This window comes from Dialister succinatiphilus YIT 11850 (genome assembly GCF_000242435.1).
In the GTDB taxonomy this organism is placed as follows: Bacteria; Bacillota; Negativicutes; order Veillonellales; family Dialisteraceae; genus Dialister; species Dialister succinatiphilus.
In genome coordinates this window covers 45,930-65,178 of record NZ_JH591187.1, presented here as the reverse complement: position 1 = coordinate 65,178, position 19,249 = coordinate 45,930, and the positions used below count along the sequence as shown (strand labels likewise).

Genomic DNA, 19,249 nt, shown 5'->3' with positions numbered 1-19,249 from the left:
TCAGATGCCTGCAATCAGCTGGAAGCCTCGTCAAAAAGTTCCGGATACACCGCCCGGGCACTGGCCTCTATGGCTTCAGTTATATGCTGGCTCATGACATACTTATACTTTTCCGGGAAAGGTACAAGCCTTCCATTCTTAACAGCCTTTACATCCCGGTAAGCCAGATTTTCCATGATTTCCCGGGCAAAGGCTTCCTCATCATCCCCGGTTTTCACCTTCCATACGGGCATAAGAATCACATCGGGATTGATTTCCGGCAGGATTTCCATGGAAAGATAGGCATTGGTCCCCTTCGGTACATCATACCGGGCCGCTCCATCCTTCACGTGGGCCATGGCCAGCACCTCACTGAAAAGGGTGCCCTTCTTTCCCAGAATTCCCCTGAAAGAAAGTCCCAGGGCACACCGCTCATCCGAAGGACCTATGGCGGAAAGTTTTTCCTCAAGCTTCGCTTTTTTATTTTCCATATCCTGTACCATGGCTTCACCGCCGGCTTCCTCGTTCACTGCCCTGGCCACTCCTCTGACCTTTTCTTCCATTTCATCAAAGCTTACCGCAACCAGGGACACATACACCGGAATGCCGGACTGCTGTAGAAGACTGACCAGCTGAGGAGACACCGCTGTTGAGACGATAACCAGGTCCGGCTTCAGGGCCATAATGGACTCTGCATTCATGTCCACCTTCCTCCCCACGGCCTCAGCCTCCTCCTCCGTCACAAAGGAAATATCCGGATTTCCGGCATATCGGGAGAGGGCCGCCACCCGGGACGTATCTACCAGACCCAGAAGAATCTCGTCGGTGCCATAGGTAAGAGACACAATACGGGAGGGATGGCTGGGGAGGGATACGGACTGTCCTGTATCGTCCACCACCTGCCGCAGGTGGCTGTTCGGCTGCACTTTTCCGCAGCCGGACAGGAGAAGGGTACCGAAAAGAAGGGAGAGGAGAAATAGAGCAAACCGTTTCAAGAGAAACTCCTTTGAAATACAAAGGAAGCGCCTTTTAAGTCAAGGAAACCAAGACAAAATACTCGATACTTGCCGCATTAAATCTATGTTTCCCTGCACTCAGGCACTTCCTCATATATTATGACCAGCCCTTATGTCATATATCTTTGTATGAAAATGGCTGTTTAAAATTTATGACGATAGGACAAAAGGAATGTAGTTGGCGTGGAATAATAATCACTTGACGTGTGGGACGTCACATCTTCCCTGTTAAGGATATTATCCACGGTCAGAATAATATCATCGGACTTGTTGGGTGAATATTTAGCAAAGAAAGAGGTAAGCAGATAAGGCTTTGTATCATAGGAATGGGCACTGGTAGGTGTCATGACCCTGTCAGCCAGGTAACTGAAATTCAATGCCGTTTCCCATTTATTCTTTGTATAATCCACGCCGCCATTCAAAAGGATTCTTCCATAATGGCGGTCCCAATAGGTTTTAGCAGTCTTTTTCTGCGATTTTTCCTTAGTTTTCGGATTCTGGTAAGTAAATCCGGCATGCCAGCCAAACCCGTTCTTTTCCTGCCCTTTCACCGTCAATTCCAGTCCTTTATTCTTGAAATCCTCATTGACTGTATCCCAGTAATCCTGACCGGTCTGCTTTGAAAAAGAAATATCATCTTTGATTCTTTCGGTAAACAGGGCTGCCTTGTACTGTCTATGTTCCGTTTCCATCTTCCAGCCCATTTCATAGTGGGTACCCTTCTGCGGTTTCAGGTCGGGATTCCCAATAATACGGTCCGGTGAAGAAATATCAAATCGGGAATGCAGCTGGCGAAGGGTAGGCAGCACAAAGGACTGACCAAAGCCGGCATAGATGCTTTGGTTGTTATTCAGCTTATGCAGGTACTGTGCCTGGGTGCTGAAATTGTGATACTGCTTCTTTCCTCCCGTGGTCCATGTGCCGCGTCCGCTCAAGGTAAAGGTATCCTTCGGTGTGATATTTCTGTTCCATGAGCCAAAGGCTGCATAAATATTTCTTCCTTCACTGATTTCTCTATCCAGAGCGCTGGTGGCACCGGGGTCATGGTTCTTATACTCTTCTCGAACCAGGGATGTCCCCAGCAGGAAGGTCTGTTTGTCCTTCTGGTCCCACACCTTTTGGAAATCATAGCCATAGGTCTTATTCTTTTCCTTGCTATAGCTTCTATATTTGGGATTATCCGGTTTATACGGCGAAGCTGTGGAACTGTAGAAATTGGTCTGGTGAGTGGCAAGGGAGTTATAGTTATAGAAAATATGGCCGCTGAAGCCATCCATATCATGAAGATTTAACTGGATAAAATCTCCATCTCTTTCAAATTTGGTCTTATACCGAGTCTGACCATTCAGGCCCGCATATTTATTTCCCTCCGGTATCCCGCTGTACTTATAGGACCAGCGATTGGTGGATTCATTATGGTTGTAAAGCAAATCCAGCTTGTCATTGAATTGATACATGGCATTGAAATTGTTCTTTTCAGAACCTCTGAATTTCTGCTGCATATGGACCGGGAAAAGGGTGACTGTCTTCCCATCCTTCTTTGTAGTCACCTTTGTATTATAATCGGAGACCTTATCAATGGTCCCCCATTTATTGTAATCATAGGCAAAGGAAAAACGGCCTGCATTGGCAGAGACCTTATAACTTTGTCTTCCCCGATTCCCCCAGCCTGCTTCCACCTGGTTATCCAGTTTTTTCTTGGTAATGATATTGATGACACCACCGGTGGCCTGGCTGCCGTACATCACCGCACCGCCGCCGTGAACCACTTCTACCCGGGATACCGCACTGGTCGGAATATTTTCCAGATTATAAAGATTTCTCCAGTTGATAGGGGTACCGTTAACCATAACCACCGTGCCATTTTCAACGCCGCGCATCACGATTTTGCTGGTCATGGAAGAATTAGACGCCCCGTTGGGCCCCATGCCGGAGGTAACAACGCCATCCAAATATCCTAAAGCTACAGACATATTATCTGCACCGGTAGCAGCAATGTCTTTTTCAGTAAATGTCTGTGTCGTGGCAGGCACATCAACGTCCTTTTTCTCATAACGCTGTGCCGTTACGGTAATGGGATTCAGTTCATACACTTGCTCTGCCGAAGCGCCGGTCCAGCCGGTGCAGGCAAGAGCAATTCCCAGAGCTGCATACTTGATTTTCTGATTCATACGTTTTCTCCCCGCTTTTTGACATAAAAAAAGAGAACTGAAAAAAGCGCAATGCGCTTCAGTTCTCATATTCCCCATCATAATATATCAAAAGTTTAATTTGCTGATTTATTATTATAATTATTATTTAGTCTTTACTCATTATCTACTCTTTTCCTTTAATTGTCAAATTTCAATTTATATTCTTTTACCATCTTTGATGCCCTCAGGTATGGGTATCAATAGCTGTTATCAGCATAAAACTTAACTAAAAGAAGGATGCCCTGTTCCTTTTGTCCCCAGTCATCAGTCAGACCATGGAGCCAGGCCACATCTCATCTGTCCCTTTTCTGTCAAATAAAAAAGCATGGTCCTCTATGAGGTTCCATGCTTTTTATTTTGATGTCAGCCGTTGTCTTTCAGCTGTTTTTCCACTTTTTCCAGTGCCATTTCCAGGGTGTGCCATCCCAGGGTGGCACATTTGACGCGGACAGGCATCTGGGAGATGTCTTTCAGGGTAATGGCGGCTTCCAGTTCTTCCAGCTGGGAGTCATCGGTGACTTTGCCGCAGATCATATCCAGGAAGAGGCGGCAGAGGCGGAGGCCTTCTTCCACGGTTCTTCCCTGAAGGAGTTCGGCCATCATGGCGGTAGATGCCTGGCTGATGGCGCAGCCGGTGCCGGTATAGGCCAGGTCGGTGATGACTCCGTTTTCTACTTTGGCTTCGATATCGATATCATCACCGCAGCTGGGGTTGTGTCCATGTTCGTGGACTGTAGGGCTGCTGATTTTGCGTTTATTGGTCTTGTCCTTGTTATATTCCAGGATAAGATCGGTGTAGAGCTGTTTTAATTCCATCAGTCATCATACCCCATGACTTTCCGTACGTCCTTCAATTCTTTCAGGAAATAGTCCACTTCGTCCACTGTATTGTAGAAATAGAAGGAGGCACGGCAGCTGGCGTTGATACCAAGGTAATGATGGAGCGGTTCAGCGCAGTGATGGCCGGTGCGGATGCAGATGCCTTTGGCAGAAAGGATCTGGGCCACATCATGGGGATGTACGCCTTCCACTTCAAAGGCTACGAGGCCTTCTTTTTCTTCGGGATTGGTGGGTCCGATGATATGGATGAAGGGCAGTTTTTTCATGCCTTCCAGGCAGCGGGTGACAAGGCGCCGTTCCTGGGCTCTGATTTCGTCATAGCCTACGGATTCCACATATTTGATGGCAGCTACCAGGCTGACAGCCCCTTCCACGTACTGGGTGCCTGCTTCAAATTTGGCAGGCAGGTCGGCGAAAGTTGTTTTCTGTTCCTGCACTTCATCAATCATATCGCCGCCCATGAGGAATGGTTCCATATCGTTCAGCAGTTCTTCTTTGCCGTAAAGGACACCAATGCCTCCCATGGAGCACATTTTGTGGCCGGAGAAAGCGAAGAAATCGCAGTCCAAATCCTGTACATCCACTCTCTTATGAGGGGTGGACTGGGCACCGTCAAGAACCACCACGGCGCCATGGGCATGAGCCCGCTGAATCAATGGCTTGGGGTCGAAATCGATGCCCAGTACGTTGGATACTTCGGCAAAGGCCAGGATTTTCACTCTGGGGTCGTCGATTTTCTTCAGTTCTTCTTCCGGGAAATGACCGGTTTTCTTATCTACATAGATGTAGTCCAGCACGGCGCCCGTTTTTTCTGCCACCCGCTGCCAGGTGACCAGGTTGGAATGATGTTCCGCAATGGTAATGAGGATATGGTCGCCCTTGTGAAGATGGGTTTCGCCATAGGAACGGGCCACCAGGTTCAGGGATTCGGTGGTGTTTCTGGTGTAAATAATTTCGCCGGCGCTTTTGGCGTTAATAAATTTCCGTACCACTTCCTTGGATGTATCATAGGCTTCTGATGCGGAAATGGCGAAAATATGGGCACCTCTGTGGGGATTGCCGTTGTCGTGGGTAACATAGTCCAAAACGGCATTCACTACCGGAAGCGGCCGCTGGGTGGTGGCAGCATTATCAAAATAAACGATCTGATGACCATTCACTTTGGTTTCCAGTATGGGAAAATCTTTTCTAAGTAATTCGCTGTTCATTATAACTCCTTCGAATCCAGTTTCTGCCTGAGTTCTGTAATAATTTCATCTCTCACCGATGAATCCATGCCATCAATAATCGGCCGGATCAGGGCTTCAATCACGATTCTTCTGGCTTCTTCCAGGGAGAATCCGCGGCTCATGAGGAAATAAATGGTATTGGCATCCAGCTGTCCTGCACTGGATGCATGGTTTCCCTGGACATCATCTTCCGTACAGAGGAGGAGGGGCAGGGAAATGTTTTTCGTCTTCGGGGAAAGCTGGATGGCATAGTCTCCTTCGTCGCCCACAGAGCCGCTGCAGCCTTTTTTGAAATTCAGGGTACCCCGGAAAATCTTTTTGGAATCATCGTCCAGGGCGCCTTTCACGTCGATTTCCGCATGGGTTTTCTTTCCCACATGATCGATGTGGTAGAAGAAATCCAGATGCTGTTTCTTCGTGCCGGCATAGACTGCTTTTTCCGTCATGGCAGAATGATCGCCGGCCAGCAGGCCGTAGCTGTGAACGTAAATATTTTCACCGCCCAATTCGGCAGCAGAAAAATCAGCTCTGGCGCCTCTGGCCAGTACTGCATGACGCTGGTCGAAAATTTCCACACCGGAAAGGCCGCTTTCCAGCCGGGATACTTTCAAATTGGCATTTTCTGCCAGGTCATAGTAGGCTCCTGCGACACAGGTGCCTTTTTCTGTTTTCCCCTGCAAAATCCAGATGAGGTTCAGGGATGATTCTTTTCCCAGGTGGAAAAGGAAACTTCCTGCAAAGTCTGCCTGGCCCTTGCCGCTAAGGGTGATGGTCAGTTCCGCCTTTGTTTCAGCGGGAATGGTTATGGTGTAATGACTGCCCTGCTTGAGAGCTTTCACCGTTTCTTCGGAAGCCCCTTTAAAGTCCGCCGGAAGGGTTCCCCCTTCTTTCACATAGGAAAGATCGGAAAAATGAGGTTCTCCGCCCCTCTTCGGTGCTTCAAAGGATACAGGGGTATCGTTGGTATGAAGATAACGGTATGTGAGAAGAGGCAGCCGGTTGATTCTGATTTCTTCCATAATGCCTCCTTATCCTATGGCCCCTTCGAATTCAAGATCGATGAGGCGGTTCATTTCTACTGCATATTCCAGAGGCAGGGCCTTGGAAATCGGTTCTGCAAAGCCTCTGACCAGCATGGCCTTGGCATCTTCTTCCGTAAGGCCCCGGCTCATAAGGTAGTAAATATCTTCGTCCGGAATGCGTCCGATTTTGGCTTCGTGTCCCAGGTCAATATCATCATTTTCAATGACAATGTCCGGAATGGTATCGGAGCGGGACTCATTATCCAGCATGAGGGATTCGCAGCTGATAGAGCCCTTTGTCCCTTTGGCATTGGGTCCGATATAGACTACGCCGCGGTAAATGGCGGTGCCGCCGGCTTTGGAAATGGATTTGGAGTTGACGGTCATGGACACATCTTTCCCCAGTGCTTCCACTTTGGACCCGGTATCCAGGAACTGTCCCTTGCCGGCAAAGGTGATGCCTGTAAATTCACAGGTGGAACGGTCTCCCTTGAGCACCGTATCCGGATAGAGGCAGGAGGTATGGGATCCGAAGGAACCGGACACCCAGATCATATGACCATCTTCTTCTACCAGGGATTTCTTGGTATTCAGGTTGTACATATTCTTGGACCAGTTCTCAATGGTAGAGTACCGAAGGGTGGCTCCTTTCTTGACGAAAAGTTCTACAGCTCCGGCATGGAGATTGGCCACATTGTAACGGGGAGCCGAGCAGCCTTCGATGAAGTGGCAGGTGGCTCCTTCTTCCACAATAATCAGGGTATGTTCAAACTGGCCTGCTCCCGGCGCATTAAGGCGGAAGTAGCTCTGCAGCGGCATCTTCACATGAACCCCTTTGGGCACATACACGAAGGATCCGCCGGACCATACGGCATAGTGAAGGGCGGCAAACTTATGGTAGTTCGGTGTAATGAGCTTTCCGAAATAGGGTTTAATCAGTTCCGGATATTTCTTGACTGCCGTTTCAAAGTCAACATAAATGACTCCCTGTTCCTCCAGTTCTTTCTGGATATTGTGGTATACCACTTCGGAATCATACTGGGCGCCTACACCGGCCAGCGATTTCTTTTCCGCTTCCGGAATTCCCAGCCGGTCAAAGGTTTCCCTGATGTTTTCCGGCAGGTCTTCCCAGCGGGCTTTCATATCAGTCTTCGGGCGGACATAGGTATCAATGTGCTCCATGTCCAGTTCCGAAATGTCCGGCGCCCAGGGCGGTACGTCCAGCTTGTTGTAAATTGCAAGGGCCTTGAGACGCTTTTCCAGCATCCATTCCGGTTCATCCTTTTCTCTGGAAATCTCACGGATCACATCTTCCGTTAGTCCCTTGTCTGCCTTGTAGGAATATTCCACCTTATCCTTCACATCATAAATGCTGCGGTTAATATCCTCTACCTGGCTCTTTTTCTTTTCTTCAGCCATGACTACACCTCACTGCGGTATGCATCAAAGCCGTTGGTTTCGATCTCATCAACCAGTTCCGGGCCGCCTTCTTTAACAATGCGTCCATCAATGAGCACATGCACAAATTCCGGCGTAATGAATTTCAGAATCTGGTTCAGATGGGTAATAATGAGAAGGGAATTATTCTCATTATGGTATTCGGAAATATTTTTAGAAACAATGCGCACTGCGTCCACATCGAGACCCGAGTCAGTTTCATCCAGCATGGCCAGCTTGGGATCCAGAATACGCATCTGCAGGATTTCGCTCTTCTTTCTTTCGCCGCCGGAGAAACCGTCATTGAGGTAGCGGTCCGCATAGGAGGGATCCATGGAAAGGTCTTCCATCCTTGCTTTCATCAGACGTTTGAAAGGGAAAAGGCGCTGCTGTTTCCCGGAAATGGTAGTCTTGGCAGTACGGATGAAATTTTCCATGGTAATGCCGGCCACCGAAATAGGATTCTGGAAAGAAAGGAAGATTCCCAGTTTTGCTCTTTTATCTACAGACAGGCCTGTAATTTCCTGGCCTTCAAAATAAATATGACCCTCAGTTATCTTGTAAACAGGATTTCCCATGATGGCATGAAGCAGCGTCGACTTGCCTGCCCCGTTAACACCCATAATAACATGGACTTCCCCCTTGTTTACGGTGAGGTTAATGCCGTGGAGGAGTTCTTTCCCGCCTACGGAAACGTGGAGATTTTCCACGCGAAGCAATTCACTCATTTAATCACCTCATAATATATTGTAACCTGCACGCGTCATAAGACGTATACAATTGAAATCTTATTCCATTTTATATTATTTATATCGATATGTAAATACACGGCTGCCCCGGAAACTGCATCCTTCCTGCCATTTCACCCTGCAGGGCCACATCCTATCTAACTTTTTCAATGTGTAATCCTATCCATACGGATTTAGGGAAGATAAATGAGTATATTATATATAGGGTCCACAGGGTGGCGGCGGCCGCTTCGCCGCAGCTTTTACAGGCCGCTATCCGGCGGCATACCCCTTCCACCACTGACGTGGTCCCACGCCTCCTGGCAGGCAGGGAAGTCAAGTTACAGAAGGGCGGTCCCTTACCACCTCGGTGGGAAGCGTGTCACAGGCACGAAAAAAGAGCGGATAGCTTCCGCTCTTTTTCTCTTACCTTCTATATCCCGGTCCGGGACAGTAGTAATCATCCCGGTCGCTCTGCCGGTATCCACCGCAGCCGTAGCCTCTGCCGTAGCTGCCGTCACGGGAGTCCCGGCTCACGGTCTGCCTTGGGCCCGGGCACCAGCCATTCCAGCTGCTGTCACTGTTATCGGCAAATACGCTGTAGCCGCCAAGAGAAATCAGACCGGCAGCAGCCAGGGAAATAATCAGGGTGCTTTTCTTCATGGAATCATCCCTCTTTCTTTGTAAATGAAGAGGTCTATGCCTCTTCATTTATTATACCATGGTCCGGAAGCCCTGCCCCATGAGACAGCGATTCTGTTTTTCCGGCCCTCAGGACTTGACGTCCGGCTCTTTGCTGAAGTTTTCATCGGCAAACCATTTATCGTAAATCTTATCATATTCGCCGTTCTTCATCAGCTTATCCAGGGCCTCATTCACCTTTTCCCGGAGGCCTTCATCTTTCTTGCTCACCATCATGACAAATCCGCCGGAACCGCTGATAATGCCGGCAGGCTTCAATTTCTCCGATGCGCCGTGGGCCAGGTAGAAGCGGGCCACCGGTTTATCTAGGATCAGGGCGTCTGCCTCGTTGTCCTCCACCGCCTTGATAAGCTGGTCGTGGTAGTCATACTCCTTCACTTCGGCGCCGTACTGTTTCGCTGTTCCTACATAGACCGTACCCTTTTCCACAGCCACTTTTTTCCCTTTCAGGTCTTCCGGTCCCCTGATTTCATTGTCCTCTTTCCGGGCCAGGATGGAAACATTTTCCTTGCTGTAGTAGATATTACTGAAATCCACCTTGTCCGCCCGGTCCTGGGTCATGTCTACGGCTGCCACCGCTATGTCCGCCTTGCTGGCCTGAAGAGCCGGTACCATTTCATTGAAGGGCATGCTTTCATACACCACCTGAGCTCCCAGCTCCTTTGCCACGGCACCGGTGATATCCACGTCAAAGCCTACGATTTTCCCTTCTTTGTCCTTGTACACAAAGGGCGGATAGGTAGCCACGCAGGCCACCTTCAGCTCCTTCTTCGCCGGCGCTGAAGCTGCCTTCGAAGCAGCCTGCTTTTCGCCGCCGCAGCCGGACAGGCCGGCCATCATGCACAGGGCCAGCGCTGCTGCTCCTGCTTTCATCCATCTGTTCATACAAAACACCTCCCGAAAAACCCACCAAGTGTTGTCTTCATTATATAGGGCGGAAATTGAATTATCAAATAGGAAATGAGAGGGACCGCCTGCTTTCCCGGGTTCAGAAGCTCCCACCAGCCCGCCAGTAATCCTGCTAACTAAAAAAACCGGGCCCCTTTGAGCCCGGTTTCCTTATATGAATTATTTCTTTCCTTCATTGCCAAACCACTTGGTGTAAATCTTATCATAGGTGCCGTTGTCCTTCAGTTCCTTCAGCGCCTTGTTGACAGCAGCCTGCAGTTCCTTGTTGTCTTTCTTCATGGCAAATACCATGCCTTCTGCGTCTTTGGCAGTGCCCACGATCTTCAGGTCCTTGTCGGCACCCTGTTTCAGGTAGTACATACCCACCGGCTGGTCGATGACCACCGCATCCAGGGTCTTTGCCTGCAGTTCCATGAAGGCCTGGGAGTTGGAATCCAGCTGCTTTACATTGGCTGCCTTGGCTTCCTGAGCCACTTTCACCTGCTGGGTGCCTACCTGGGCGCCTACGTTCTTTCCTTCCAGATCAGCCCAGTCTTTAATGCTGTCATTGTCTTTGTTGACAACAATGACGAAGCCGTCCTGGGTGAAATAAGGATCCGAGAAGGCTACCTGTTTCGCTCTTTCAGGTGTGGCATTGAGGCCGGCAGCAATGAGGTCGATCTGACCGGACTGTACGGCCGGGATGAGGGCATCAAAGCCCATGCTCTTGAATTCCATCTTGCTGCCCATCTGTTTGATGATGGCATCCGTCAGATCAAGATCAAAGCCTACATATTTATCGTCCTTTGTAAATTCAAAGGGCGGGAAGGTGGTTTCCGAACCTACACGGATGACCGAAGGAATGCCGTTCTTGGAGGAAGAAGAGCTGCTGCTTGAACTTCCACCGCCGCAGCCTGCTGCGCCAAATACAGCGGCCATAGCGCCTAATGCCAATGCGATTTTTAATTTCTTACCCATCATGACAAATCATCTCCATACAGATATTTTCACTGATTGGAAGCTCCCCTATGAATTTTTATTCAGGCTTCCTGTTTTCCTTTCATAAAGACATCCGGAAGATTTCGTTGATTTTCCCAAATTTCGTCCTAATTCAGCGAAATCTTTGCAAGTATCATTTTCGCAAGTCGGTATCTTTATACAATCTATGCATATTTTATCAATATTTTATACAGTTGTCAAATAGAACATGCATAATTGGACGGGAAAGGGGAAACGAACTTATGGGATACCCGAAATTGCCTCTTTCCAGGGATTCCGGAAGAGTCAATTTCCCTGCGCTTCATCCTGTTCATTGACCCTGCCCTCTTACCATGTTATATTTTATAGTGATAGTCTCGAAAGGTAGATTGGATTACCTTCAGGGCCGTTCATTGATTGTTTATATGTTGTATATATAATGTATACTTTCTTTACATATAATAAATAAAGCAGGCAGGAAAAATTCCCGCCACAGGATTCATTCATTTTTTGATCGATAAAGGACTTTCTTTATGGAATTCATTATTTCATTTCTCTCTGAATGGGGATATCTGGCTCTTTTCATCTGCATGGTGCTGGAAAATATGAATATCCCTATCCCCAGTGAAATCATTCTGGGCTTTGCCGGTTTTCTTGTTTCCCAGGATATTTTCTCCTTCTGGCCTACAGTCATCATCGGAACCGCCGCCGGTATTACGGGGTCCGTGGTGTCCTACTATATGGGCGCCAGAGGAGGGCGCGACATGATTTTGAAGCATACCGCCAAAGGAGGCCTTGGTGCCAGAAAGATGATTGCCGCCAAGGACTGGTTTGAAAATTATGGTGCCATTGCCGTTTTCACCGGCCGCCTGCTGCCGGGGGTACGCACCTTTATTTCCCTTCCTGCCGGTATCGCCCAGTTCCCTCTGCCTGAATTCGTCATCCTTACCATACTGGGCACCCTGCCCTGGACCATATTTCTTGTTTATGTAGGCTCCGAGCTGGGGCACAACTGGACCATGATTCTGGACTACAAGCTGGAAATCGCTGCTGCCTGCGCCGCCATTTCCGCATGCATCGGTCTGGCTTACTATATCTACCATAAGAGAAAATCAAAATGAAACTGAATAAAAACTGTATCTTCCTCTTTCTTTTCTGTATTGTCCTCTACGGCGCCTTTCTTGGCACCATTCCACTTCTGGACCCCGATGAACCGGTGTACGGGGAAACGGCCAAGGAAATGATAGCCACCGGCGATTTCCTTTCTCCCCGCATTTACGGGGAATTCTGGTACGACAAGCCGCCTCTCTTCTACTGGCTGGAAGCGTTGTCTTTCAGCCTGTTTGGTGTTTCGACCTGGGCCGCTCGATTTCCTTCCCTCTTTCTGGGCGCCCTCACCCCGGTGTACCTGTATCTTTCCTCCCGAAAGCTCATTGGCGGAAAGGCTGCCCTCCGGGGTGCTTTCATCTGCGCCACTTCTCTTGAAATCATCGTCCTTGCCAGGAGCAGTGTCACCGATACCCTCCTTACGCTGACCCTCACCATCACCCTCATGTCCTTCCTCCGGAAGGAATATATAGCGGCCTACATATTCTGCGGTCTGGCGCTCCTCACCAAGGGGCCTGTGGGCTTTGGTTTTCCTGCCCTCATTGTGGGCATCTGGATGGTTCTTACAAAGCAGTTCCATGTGAAGGAAATCCTGGGCCTCAAATGGTACTGGGGCATCCCGCTGGCCTGCCTGATAGGCCTTCCCTGGTATATAGCCATGGGCCATATCCACGGCAGCGCCTTCATCGACACCTTCCTGGGATACCACAATGTGACCCGTTTTGTCAGCCCGGAGCATGCGGGGCAGAACCATTACTGGCTCTATATAGTGGTGCTTCTTGCCGGATTTTATCCCTGGAGCGGCACCCTGCCCGGTATTTTCCGCCGTACGAAGAAATGGCTGAAGGATAGGACCAGTGCTTTCTTCCTGGTATGGACCCTGTTTATTTTTATTTTCTTCTCCCTTTCTTCTACCCAGCTCTTTTCCTACGTGCTTCCCATGTTCCCGCCCCTGTCCCTTCTGGCAGGCATGTATCTGACGGACTGTGAAGAGTCCGGCCATATTTCAAAGACCCTGATTTTTTCCCATCTTTTCTTTTCCCTACTCACAGCAGGAGCCATTGCCCTGGCGCCCATCAATCCCGACGGAGGCCCCATCATCCGGTGGCTCATCGTTTTCTTCATGGTCCTTGCCGCCGTTCTGGCCGCCCTGGGCCTCAAAAGGGGCCGTTTCCGCGCCTTCATGATGACCCAGGCCCTTCTGATACTCGTCTTCGTTCTTTCCATATGGGGCGCCTTTGCCTCCGCCGTATCTTCCCTCTTTACCTCCGCCGCCATTGCGGAGAAGCTTGCCAGCACAGACCGGGATCCTTCCATCCCCCTCTATGTAGACACCTTCTACCGTCCTTCCACGGCTTTCTACACCGACATCTACGGAAAGGCGCTGCCTGAGTTTGACCGGAGGAAACAGGAAACAGACGAGAAGAATGAAGAAAAGGGCGTCCTCCTTCCAGGAAAAGAAACCTCCCGTCTGCCGGAGAATGCGTATATCCTGGTGCAGAAAAAAGTATTTAAAAACTGGCCGGAAGAGCAGAAATCGGGCCTTACGGTTCTCTGGGAAAAGGATACGGCCCTTCTGTTGTTAAAGAAAGAAGACTGACATTGAGCACAAAGCGCATGAAAAGAAAAAATAAACTGAATCATGGAAAGCAGGAAACCGGGGAAAAAGGCGTCTTGAAAACTCTTCTCTTTTTCTTTCTGGCAGCCTTTCTTTTCCTTCTCTGGGGCTCCTGGCTCCTTCCGGTGACGGATCCGGTGGAGTCCAACTATGCCTTGACGGCCAAGGAAATGGTGCTTTCCGGCAACTGGATGTCACCCCAGATTTACGGTACGTTCTGGTACGACAAGCCCATCATGGTCTACTGGCTTCTTTCCATTTCCTATACCATTCTGGGATTTACCAGTCTGGCCTCCCGCATGCCTGCCATCCTTTCAGGCGCCCTGTCGGTGACCCTCCTCATCTGGTACATACAGCGGATTCGGAAGGATAATGTGACTGCCGTATGGTCCGGCGCCATGCTGGCCTTGTCTCTGGAATTCTGGATCATTTCCCACGCCGTTATTACTGACAGCATCCTCCTGCTCTTCACCATTCCCACCATGCTTTCCGGCTATATCGGTGTGATGGAGGGAAACAGGAAACACCTGGTGCTGGCCTATGCCGCCGCCGGCTTTGCCTGCCTGACCAAGGGCCCCGTGGGACTGGTACTTCCCGGCGCCCTGCTCCTTCTGTGGTGCCTCACCATGAAATCGGGGAAAATGGCAGCCCGCCTTTTCCCCTGGCAGGGCATTCTTGCTTTCTTTGCCGTCACCCTCCCCTGGTACGGCGGCATGTACCTCATTCATGGCAATGATTTCGTGGAACAGTTCCTGGGCCTTCACAATATTCTGAGAGCCACTTCTTCCGAGCACCCCGAAGATAACCACTGGTATTACTACCTGGTTCTTCTTCCTGCCGCTCTTCTCCCCTGGACCTTCACCTCTTTTTACGAAATGGTCCGGGGCTGGAAGGAAAAGACCCCCTTCTACCGTTTCCTCATGGTCTGGTGCTGGGGCACCCTGCTGTTCTACACCCTTATGGCCACCAAGTACGTCACCTACACCTACATTGCCGTGGTGCCGGCCATCATTTTCGCTGCCCTGGCAGCGCCTGCCATCCGGCAGGGAGAGAAAAAGCCCTACCTCTGGACAGCCCTGGGCTTTGCCCTTTTCCTCGCTGCCGCCATCGGCGGTTCCATCTACATCAAGGAAGGAAGCTGGTGGGTCCTTTATGCGGTGATTTTCTATGCCTTCTGGTCCCTGGTTCTTCGCTATAAAAAAAGCAGCGGCCGGCGGCTCACTGTAATCACCGCCGTAACGGCCTCGGTGTTCCTCTGCCTCATGATGGAAGGCCTGCCCCACTATCTCCCCCGCCGCTCCGCCATCGACCTGGCACCGGAAATGAAAGCTGCGCCGGGAGAGCACTACTTCTTCCGTTCCTACCCTGCCGGATACACCTTCTATTCCGGTGAAACCGCCATCAGGGTGGTGCCGCCGGTATCCGGTGAAATCGAAGAAAGAAATCCCCTGTGGAATGAAAAATATGTGATGCCCTCCCTGTCCGACAAAGAATTCATGGACAGCCACCGCCATCCGGACAAGCCGGTATTCCTCTTCGTTTCTAAAAGCGATGCCAATCACTTCGACCACTGGTTCTTCAAATACCGTTTCAAGCCGGTGAAGCCTCTCCTGACCGGCACCATCTACATTTTGACCAGCGAAGAAAATATTCCTGAATCCTTCAAAGAAGCCAAAAAGCAGATCAAAGAGGACATAAAAGAATCTCATGAAACCGATGATTCCGATGATTCCGCAGAAAGTGATGAGTAAAAGGAGCCCTGCCATGGATATATCCCGTTTTCTGAACCATCTGGCCCAATACAGCGGTGAAAATACCTTCAACCCCTGGGCCGACCACGATGAAAACTATGAAATAGAAAAGGCCCTCGCCATCCGGAGAGCCAACCTGAAAGACTACCTCACCCTTCGCATCGGCGGCGCCAGAATTCTTCTCGTGGCCGAAGCCTGCGGCTATCAGGGCGGCCATTTTTCCGGCATCGCCATGACCTGCGAAAGAATGCTCCTGGACTTTCACCCTGCCGTTACGAGCGCCATGGTCCTGGGCCATAGGGGAAACCGCACCAGCCGGAAGGACAGTCCCCTTTTAAAGCCTATCCAGCAGGAAAAAGGGTTCAATGAACCCACCGATTCGGTGGTGTGGAAAGCCTGCCTGGAAGCAGGCCTCTCTCCCCGGGATTTCCTTCTCTGGAACATTTTCCCCTTCCATCCCTATAAAAAAGGAAATCTTCTCACCAACCGTACCCCTTCGGAAGAAGAACTGGCCGCAGGCCTTGCCTATACCAGGGAGCTCCTCTCCCTCACCGGTCCCCTTCCCCTCTTCGCCATCGGGAAAAAGAGTGAAAATACCCTCACCGCAGCCGGCTTTACCGTCACCGGCCTCCGGCACCCCGCCAACGGAGGCGCCAATATTTTCCGATCCCAGCTGAAAGAAGCACTGGCATAAAAAACCGCACCATGGACATTTTCCATGGTGCGGTTTTTTACGTGCAGAGGGGAAGGTTGACAGGGCTTCGCCCCGGAGGTTCTTAAGGTCTTCAGGTTTGACAGCGCCTTTTGCGCTGAAAGTTTTGGATTGCCGCAAAGGGCTTTCACCCCACGCTCTCCCCGCCTGTCACACATGGCCGTGAAGCACGTACCGCTTGGTGAAATAGTTCCATATCATCACAATGGCTGAGGCAATGACTTTGGCAAACATGTACCATATGCCCATGATGTCGATAAAGAACCACATAACCAGCTGATTAATGCCAAGGCCCATGAGGGAAGTCAGCACGAAAAGAGCCATCTGAAGGCCTGTCTGCTTTTGCGCATGAAAAACGACATAGACGCAGAGAATATAGTTCACCACCAGGGACACGGTAAAGGCGATGGGCGCCGATACCAGTGGATCAAGGCCTCCATATTCAGTCAGGGTGTAGAGGAGAAAATATTCCAGCAGGAAGCAGCCGCCTCCTACCACGAGAAAACGAAAAACTTCCCAGAATCGTTCTGTGGAAGGAAAGAATCGACGAATCAGAGAATCAAACATGGTCTTGCCTTTCTTGAATTAAGGGAAAGTAGGAAATCAGTCACCTTCCATGGCCAAAGGAATCTATTTTTTCAGCATCATGCGGATGATATTCATCTGGATTTCAAAGTTTTTCCTGCTGTTTTTGACCTCCGTATCCAGCATGAGGCCGATACCCAGAAAAACCACCGCCGCCATCATGAAGAAGCCTGAAGTCACCAGGGTAGGCAGCTTGGGTACCAGACCGGTCATCACGTATTCATGGAACACCGGCAGGAACAGGGCGAGAGAAATGAAGGCCAGAAGGACAGCGGCGAAGGTGAAAAAGCGAAGGGGCCGGTAGTCCTTGTACAGCATGAAAATGGTTTTCAGTACTTTGGCGCCGTCCCGGAAGGTATGAAGCTTGCTCACGCTGCCCGCCGGACGATCCCGGTAGGATACAGGCACATTGGCCAGGAGAAGATTCTTGTCCAGGGCATGGATAGTCATTTCCGTTTCGATTTCAAATCCTTTGGAAAGAATGGGGAAGGTCTTTACAAACATGGGGGAAAAGGCGCGGTAGCCCGTCATGACGTCTTTGATTTCATGACTGCTTTCTCCCCAGAATATATTGATGAAACGGCGCACCAGCATGTTGCCGGAATTATGGAAGGGTCTTTTGTTTTCCTCAAAATAGGTGGAGGAAAGACGGTCACCGATGACCATATCCGCCTTTCCCTCCAGAACGAGATTCACCATGTCCCTGGCATTTTCCGCCGGATAGGTATCATCTCCATCCACCATGACATAGCAGTCCGCATCCACATCCCGGAACATGGAACGGATCACATTCCCCTTCCCCTGCCGGTATTCATGGCGCACCACGGCGCCTGCCCGGGCTGCCAGGTCTGCGGTGCGGTCGGTGGAATTATTATCATATACATAAATCACCGCTTCCGGAAGCACCCTTTTGAAATCGGACACCACCTTTTCGATGGTAAGGGCTTCATTCCAGCAGGGAATCAATACGGCAATCCTGTCCATCACTTCATCTCCATTCGCTCAGATACCTTACTATTTTACTCCATTTGCAGGGAGAATCCTATAGCCGGAAGAAGAGCGAAACCGCTGCAGACAGAAAAGGGGCCGTGAAAAAATGATTGGAGCTTTATCAGGTAGTAAGCCATTGAAAGGAAGAGAATCAAAATTCCTGAATCCCATACCATGAATGACACAGATATCACTCCGTCCCACTGTCATTTCGGCGGTCGAAGCAAAGTATCGAAATCTCACTTCTCAATGGTACAGAGAGCATGGTGGCAAGAGATCTCTCGGCTCAGAGTCTCAATAGAGCCAAAGTCTTTACCATCATACCGGCACGCAGCCCCGCTCGAGATGAAACAGGGACTGGAGGCCTTATTATTAGAAAAAAGTCATAGAAAAAAGGCTGTGAAGAAATGATTCACATTTCTTCACAGCCCCTTTTATTTTATTTCAAAAGGATACCTTCTGCCGCCTGTCCCAGCGATTCTTCCACAGAAGGATGGGGACGGATGACTTTGAGGAAATTTTCCATGGTCAGTCCGCCGGCTATGGCCAGGGACACTTCGGAAATCAGATTATCGGCACCGCTGCAGAGGAGCTGGGCTCCCAGCATATGATTTTCCTGGTCCGTAAAGATTTTCATGTATCCCCCTTCATCGGCGATGAGACTTTTGGCATTGCTGCCCATGACCACCCGGCTTGTCTTGAAGGAAAGGCCTTCTTTTTTGGCCTGATCTTCGGAAATCCCAACCGCTGCAATTTCCGGAATGGTGTAGACGCACTGGGGCACCAGGCCCATATCAATGGCCCGTTCCTTTCCGGCTATGGCCGCGGCCGCCGCTTTTCCTTCCGCTTCCGCCGCATGGGCCAGCTGGATGCCGCCGTAGACGATATCGCCGATGGCATAGATACCGGGCACCGACGTTTCAAAATGTTCATTCACCTTGAAGAAGCCCCGTTCCATATCTGCCTCCATAGGAAAAAGCCCCTGGGTTTCCGGATGGCGGCCGGTGGCAATGTCTCCATCCCTCCTCTGCAAGGCAAGCAGACTGTTATCATCCAAACACCGCCACACTTTGTACTTCCTGTATTTCAATATCTCTTCTATAACCTTATCCATCACCAGTGCCATGGCTGCCTCCTCTGCTGAGCAAAAGGGAAATGCATCTATCTTTATAGTATCCGATACCCTTCCACCCTGCAAAAGGAAACTGAAACCGTGGATTTGTAAATGGATTTCGCAGGCATCGGGCCTGCTCAATCACCTGCCATTCCCCTCACCAGAGAAGAAAGACTCTTCTGCCGGTTTAAAGTACATTTTTGAATAACCGCCATGGAAGAAAATCATGTACTTTCAAACCTCCCTGGTCTTCTCTTCTTTTTTCATCATACACTGCGGAGGGGCAGGAAGCCATTCCGGATTTTAACAGGTTGGAAAGATGATCCTTTTCTTCTAAATTTTTTCCTTTGTGTTAAAATAA

The 19,249-nt window shown here is 49.9% G+C and carries 17 protein-coding genes; 4 read left to right on the top strand and 13 right to left on the bottom strand.

Annotation, left to right across the window (positions count from 1 at the left end):
- Positions 1–14 precede the first annotated feature (14 nt).
- The 10 genes from HMPREF9453_RS00340 to HMPREF9453_RS00295 all read right to left on the bottom strand — a co-directional run bounded on the left by HMPREF9453_RS00340 (position 15) and on the right by HMPREF9453_RS00295 (position 11,014).
- Positions 15–974 carry an ABC transporter substrate-binding protein gene (locus tag HMPREF9453_RS00340; protein ID WP_008858565.1) on the bottom strand — a complete coding sequence of 320 codons (960 nt, stop codon included), beginning with the start codon at positions 972–974 and terminating at the stop codon, positions 15–17.
- Positions 975–1,138: 164 nt separating this feature from the next.
- Positions 1,139–3,166, bottom strand: coding sequence for a TonB-dependent receptor plug domain-containing protein (locus tag HMPREF9453_RS00335; RefSeq protein ID WP_008858564.1), 2,028 nt, complete (start codon positions 3,164–3,166; stop codon positions 1,139–1,141).
- A 384-nt stretch (positions 3,167–3,550) separates the two neighbouring features.
- Positions 3,551–4,003, bottom strand: a complete 453-nt coding sequence (gene sufU / locus HMPREF9453_RS00330; RefSeq protein WP_008858563.1) for a Fe-S cluster assembly sulfur transfer protein SufU — start codon at positions 4,001–4,003, stop codon at positions 3,551–3,553.
- On the bottom strand, positions 4,003–5,235 hold the full coding sequence (locus HMPREF9453_RS00325; protein ID WP_008858562.1) for an aminotransferase class V-fold PLP-dependent enzyme: 1,233 nt from the start codon (positions 5,233–5,235) through the stop codon (positions 4,003–4,005). The genes sufU and HMPREF9453_RS00325 overlap by 1 nt, the downstream gene beginning before the upstream one ends.
- On the bottom strand, positions 5,235–6,275 hold the full coding sequence (locus tag HMPREF9453_RS00320; RefSeq protein WP_008858561.1) for a SufB/SufD family protein: 1,041 nt from the start codon (positions 6,273–6,275) through the stop codon (positions 5,235–5,237). The genes HMPREF9453_RS00325 and HMPREF9453_RS00320 overlap by 1 nt, the downstream gene beginning before the upstream one ends.
- 9 nt (positions 6,276–6,284) lie before the next feature.
- On the bottom strand, positions 6,285–7,697 hold the full coding sequence (sufB, locus tag HMPREF9453_RS00315; RefSeq protein ID WP_008858560.1) for a Fe-S cluster assembly protein SufB: 1,413 nt from the start codon (positions 7,695–7,697) through the stop codon (positions 6,285–6,287).
- A gap of 2 nt (positions 7,698–7,699) precedes the next feature.
- On the bottom strand, positions 7,700–8,443 hold the full coding sequence (sufC, locus tag HMPREF9453_RS00310; RefSeq protein ID WP_008858559.1) for a Fe-S cluster assembly ATPase SufC: 744 nt from the start codon (positions 8,441–8,443) through the stop codon (positions 7,700–7,702).
- A gap of 426 nt (positions 8,444–8,869) precedes the next feature.
- The gene (locus HMPREF9453_RS00305; protein ID WP_008858558.1) at positions 8,870–9,106 is read right to left on the bottom strand and encodes a hypothetical protein; all 237 of its coding nucleotides are present in this window, start codon (positions 9,104–9,106) and stop codon (positions 8,870–8,872) included.
- Positions 9,107–9,214: 108 nt separating this feature from the next.
- The gene (locus HMPREF9453_RS00300; RefSeq protein WP_008858557.1) at positions 9,215–10,030 is read right to left on the bottom strand and encodes a substrate-binding periplasmic protein; all 816 of its coding nucleotides are present in this window, start codon (positions 10,028–10,030) and stop codon (positions 9,215–9,217) included.
- Between the two features lie 183 nt (positions 10,031–10,213).
- The gene (locus HMPREF9453_RS00295; protein ID WP_008858556.1) at positions 10,214–11,014 is read right to left on the bottom strand and encodes a basic amino acid ABC transporter substrate-binding protein; all 801 of its coding nucleotides are present in this window, start codon (positions 11,012–11,014) and stop codon (positions 10,214–10,216) included.
- 530 nt (positions 11,015–11,544) lie between these two features.
- On the opposite strand from HMPREF9453_RS00295, the gene HMPREF9453_RS00290 reads away from it, so the two are divergent.
- From HMPREF9453_RS00290 to HMPREF9453_RS00275, 4 genes are read left to right on the top strand one after another with little or no spacing between them, the layout of a single operon-like run.
- Entirely contained in the window at positions 11,545–12,132 is a 588-nt protein-coding gene (locus tag HMPREF9453_RS00290) for a DedA family protein (RefSeq protein WP_008858555.1), read from the top strand.
- Positions 12,129–13,718 (top strand): ArnT family glycosyltransferase, encoded by a 1,590-nt coding sequence (locus HMPREF9453_RS00285; protein ID WP_008858554.1) that lies wholly within the window; start codon positions 12,129–12,131, stop codon positions 13,716–13,718. Before HMPREF9453_RS00290 ends, HMPREF9453_RS00285 begins: the two co-directional genes overlap by 4 nt.
- A 17-nt stretch (positions 13,719–13,735) precedes the next feature.
- Positions 13,736–15,487 carry an ArnT family glycosyltransferase gene (locus tag HMPREF9453_RS00280; protein ID WP_008858553.1) on the top strand — a complete coding sequence of 584 codons (1,752 nt, stop codon included), beginning with the start codon at positions 13,736–13,738 and terminating at the stop codon, positions 15,485–15,487.
- Complete coding sequence (locus tag HMPREF9453_RS00275) at positions 15,444–16,181, top strand: uracil-DNA glycosylase (protein WP_232217300.1); 738 nt, start codon at positions 15,444–15,446, stop codon at positions 16,179–16,181. The genes HMPREF9453_RS00280 and HMPREF9453_RS00275 overlap by 44 nt, the downstream gene beginning before the upstream one ends.
- A 168-nt stretch (positions 16,182–16,349) precedes the next feature.
- Here HMPREF9453_RS00275 and HMPREF9453_RS00270 read toward each other — a convergent pair whose 3' ends face one another.
- The 3 genes from HMPREF9453_RS00270 to HMPREF9453_RS00260 all read right to left on the bottom strand — a co-directional run bounded on the left by HMPREF9453_RS00270 (position 16,350) and on the right by HMPREF9453_RS00260 (position 18,900).
- Positions 16,350–16,766 (bottom strand): GtrA family protein, encoded by a 417-nt coding sequence (locus HMPREF9453_RS00270; protein ID WP_008858551.1) that lies wholly within the window; start codon positions 16,764–16,766, stop codon positions 16,350–16,352.
- 63 nt (positions 16,767–16,829) lie between these two features.
- Complete coding sequence (locus tag HMPREF9453_RS00265) at positions 16,830–17,768, bottom strand: glycosyltransferase family 2 protein (RefSeq protein WP_008858550.1); 939 nt, start codon at positions 17,766–17,768, stop codon at positions 16,830–16,832.
- 445 nt (positions 17,769–18,213) lie between these two features.
- Entirely contained in the window at positions 18,214–18,900 is a 687-nt protein-coding gene (locus tag HMPREF9453_RS00260) for an FAD-dependent oxidoreductase (RefSeq protein WP_008858549.1), read from the bottom strand.
- Positions 18,901–19,249: the final 349 nt, after the last annotated feature.

What these genes read in the sequence shown, in the direction of transcription:
- HMPREF9453_RS00335 (WP_008858564.1), bottom strand. Translation starts at nt 3,166, where the DNA reads ATGAATCAGAAAATCAAGTATGCAGCTCTGGGAATTGCTCTTGCCTGC.
- sufU (WP_008858563.1), bottom strand. Translation starts at nt 4,003, where the DNA reads ATGGAATTAAAACAGCTCTACACCGATCTTATCCTGGAATATAACAAG.
- HMPREF9453_RS00325 (WP_008858562.1), bottom strand. Translation starts at nt 5,235, where the DNA reads ATGAACAGCGAATTACTTAGAAAAGATTTTCCCATACTGGAAACCAAA.
- HMPREF9453_RS00320 (WP_008858561.1), bottom strand. Translation starts at nt 6,275, where the DNA reads ATGGAAGAAATCAGAATCAACCGGCTGCCTCTTCTCACATACCGTTAT.
- sufB (WP_008858560.1), bottom strand. Translation starts at nt 7,697, where the DNA reads ATGGCTGAAGAAAAGAAAAAGAGCCAGGTAGAGGATATTAACCGCAGC.
- sufC (WP_008858559.1), bottom strand. Translation starts at nt 8,443, where the DNA reads ATGAGTGAATTGCTTCGCGTGGAAAATCTCCACGTTTCCGTAGGCGGG.
- HMPREF9453_RS00305 (WP_008858558.1), bottom strand. Translation starts at nt 9,106, where the DNA reads ATGAAGAAAAGCACCCTGATTATTTCCCTGGCTGCTGCCGGTCTGATT.
- HMPREF9453_RS00300 (WP_008858557.1), bottom strand. Translation starts at nt 10,030, where the DNA reads ATGAACAGATGGATGAAAGCAGGAGCAGCAGCGCTGGCCCTGTGCATG.
- HMPREF9453_RS00295 (WP_008858556.1), bottom strand. Translation starts at nt 11,014, where the DNA reads ATGATGGGTAAGAAATTAAAAATCGCATTGGCATTAGGCGCTATGGCC.
- HMPREF9453_RS00290 (WP_008858555.1), top strand. Translation starts at nt 11,545, where the DNA reads ATGGAATTCATTATTTCATTTCTCTCTGAATGGGGATATCTGGCTCTT.
- HMPREF9453_RS00285 (WP_008858554.1), top strand. Translation starts at nt 12,129, where the DNA reads ATGAAACTGAATAAAAACTGTATCTTCCTCTTTCTTTTCTGTATTGTC.
- HMPREF9453_RS00280 (WP_008858553.1), top strand. Translation starts at nt 13,736, where the DNA reads ATGAAAAGAAAAAATAAACTGAATCATGGAAAGCAGGAAACCGGGGAA.
- HMPREF9453_RS00275 (WP_232217300.1), top strand. Translation starts at nt 15,444, where the DNA reads ATGAAACCGATGATTCCGATGATTCCGCAGAAAGTGATGAGTAAAAGG.
- HMPREF9453_RS00270 (WP_008858551.1), bottom strand. Translation starts at nt 16,766, where the DNA reads ATGTTTGATTCTCTGATTCGTCGATTCTTTCCTTCCACAGAACGATTC.
- HMPREF9453_RS00265 (WP_008858550.1), bottom strand. Translation starts at nt 17,768, where the DNA reads ATGGACAGGATTGCCGTATTGATTCCCTGCTGGAATGAAGCCCTTACC.
- HMPREF9453_RS00260 (WP_008858549.1), bottom strand. Translation starts at nt 18,900, where the DNA reads ATGGCACTGGTGATGGATAAGGTTATAGAAGAGATATTGAAATACAGG.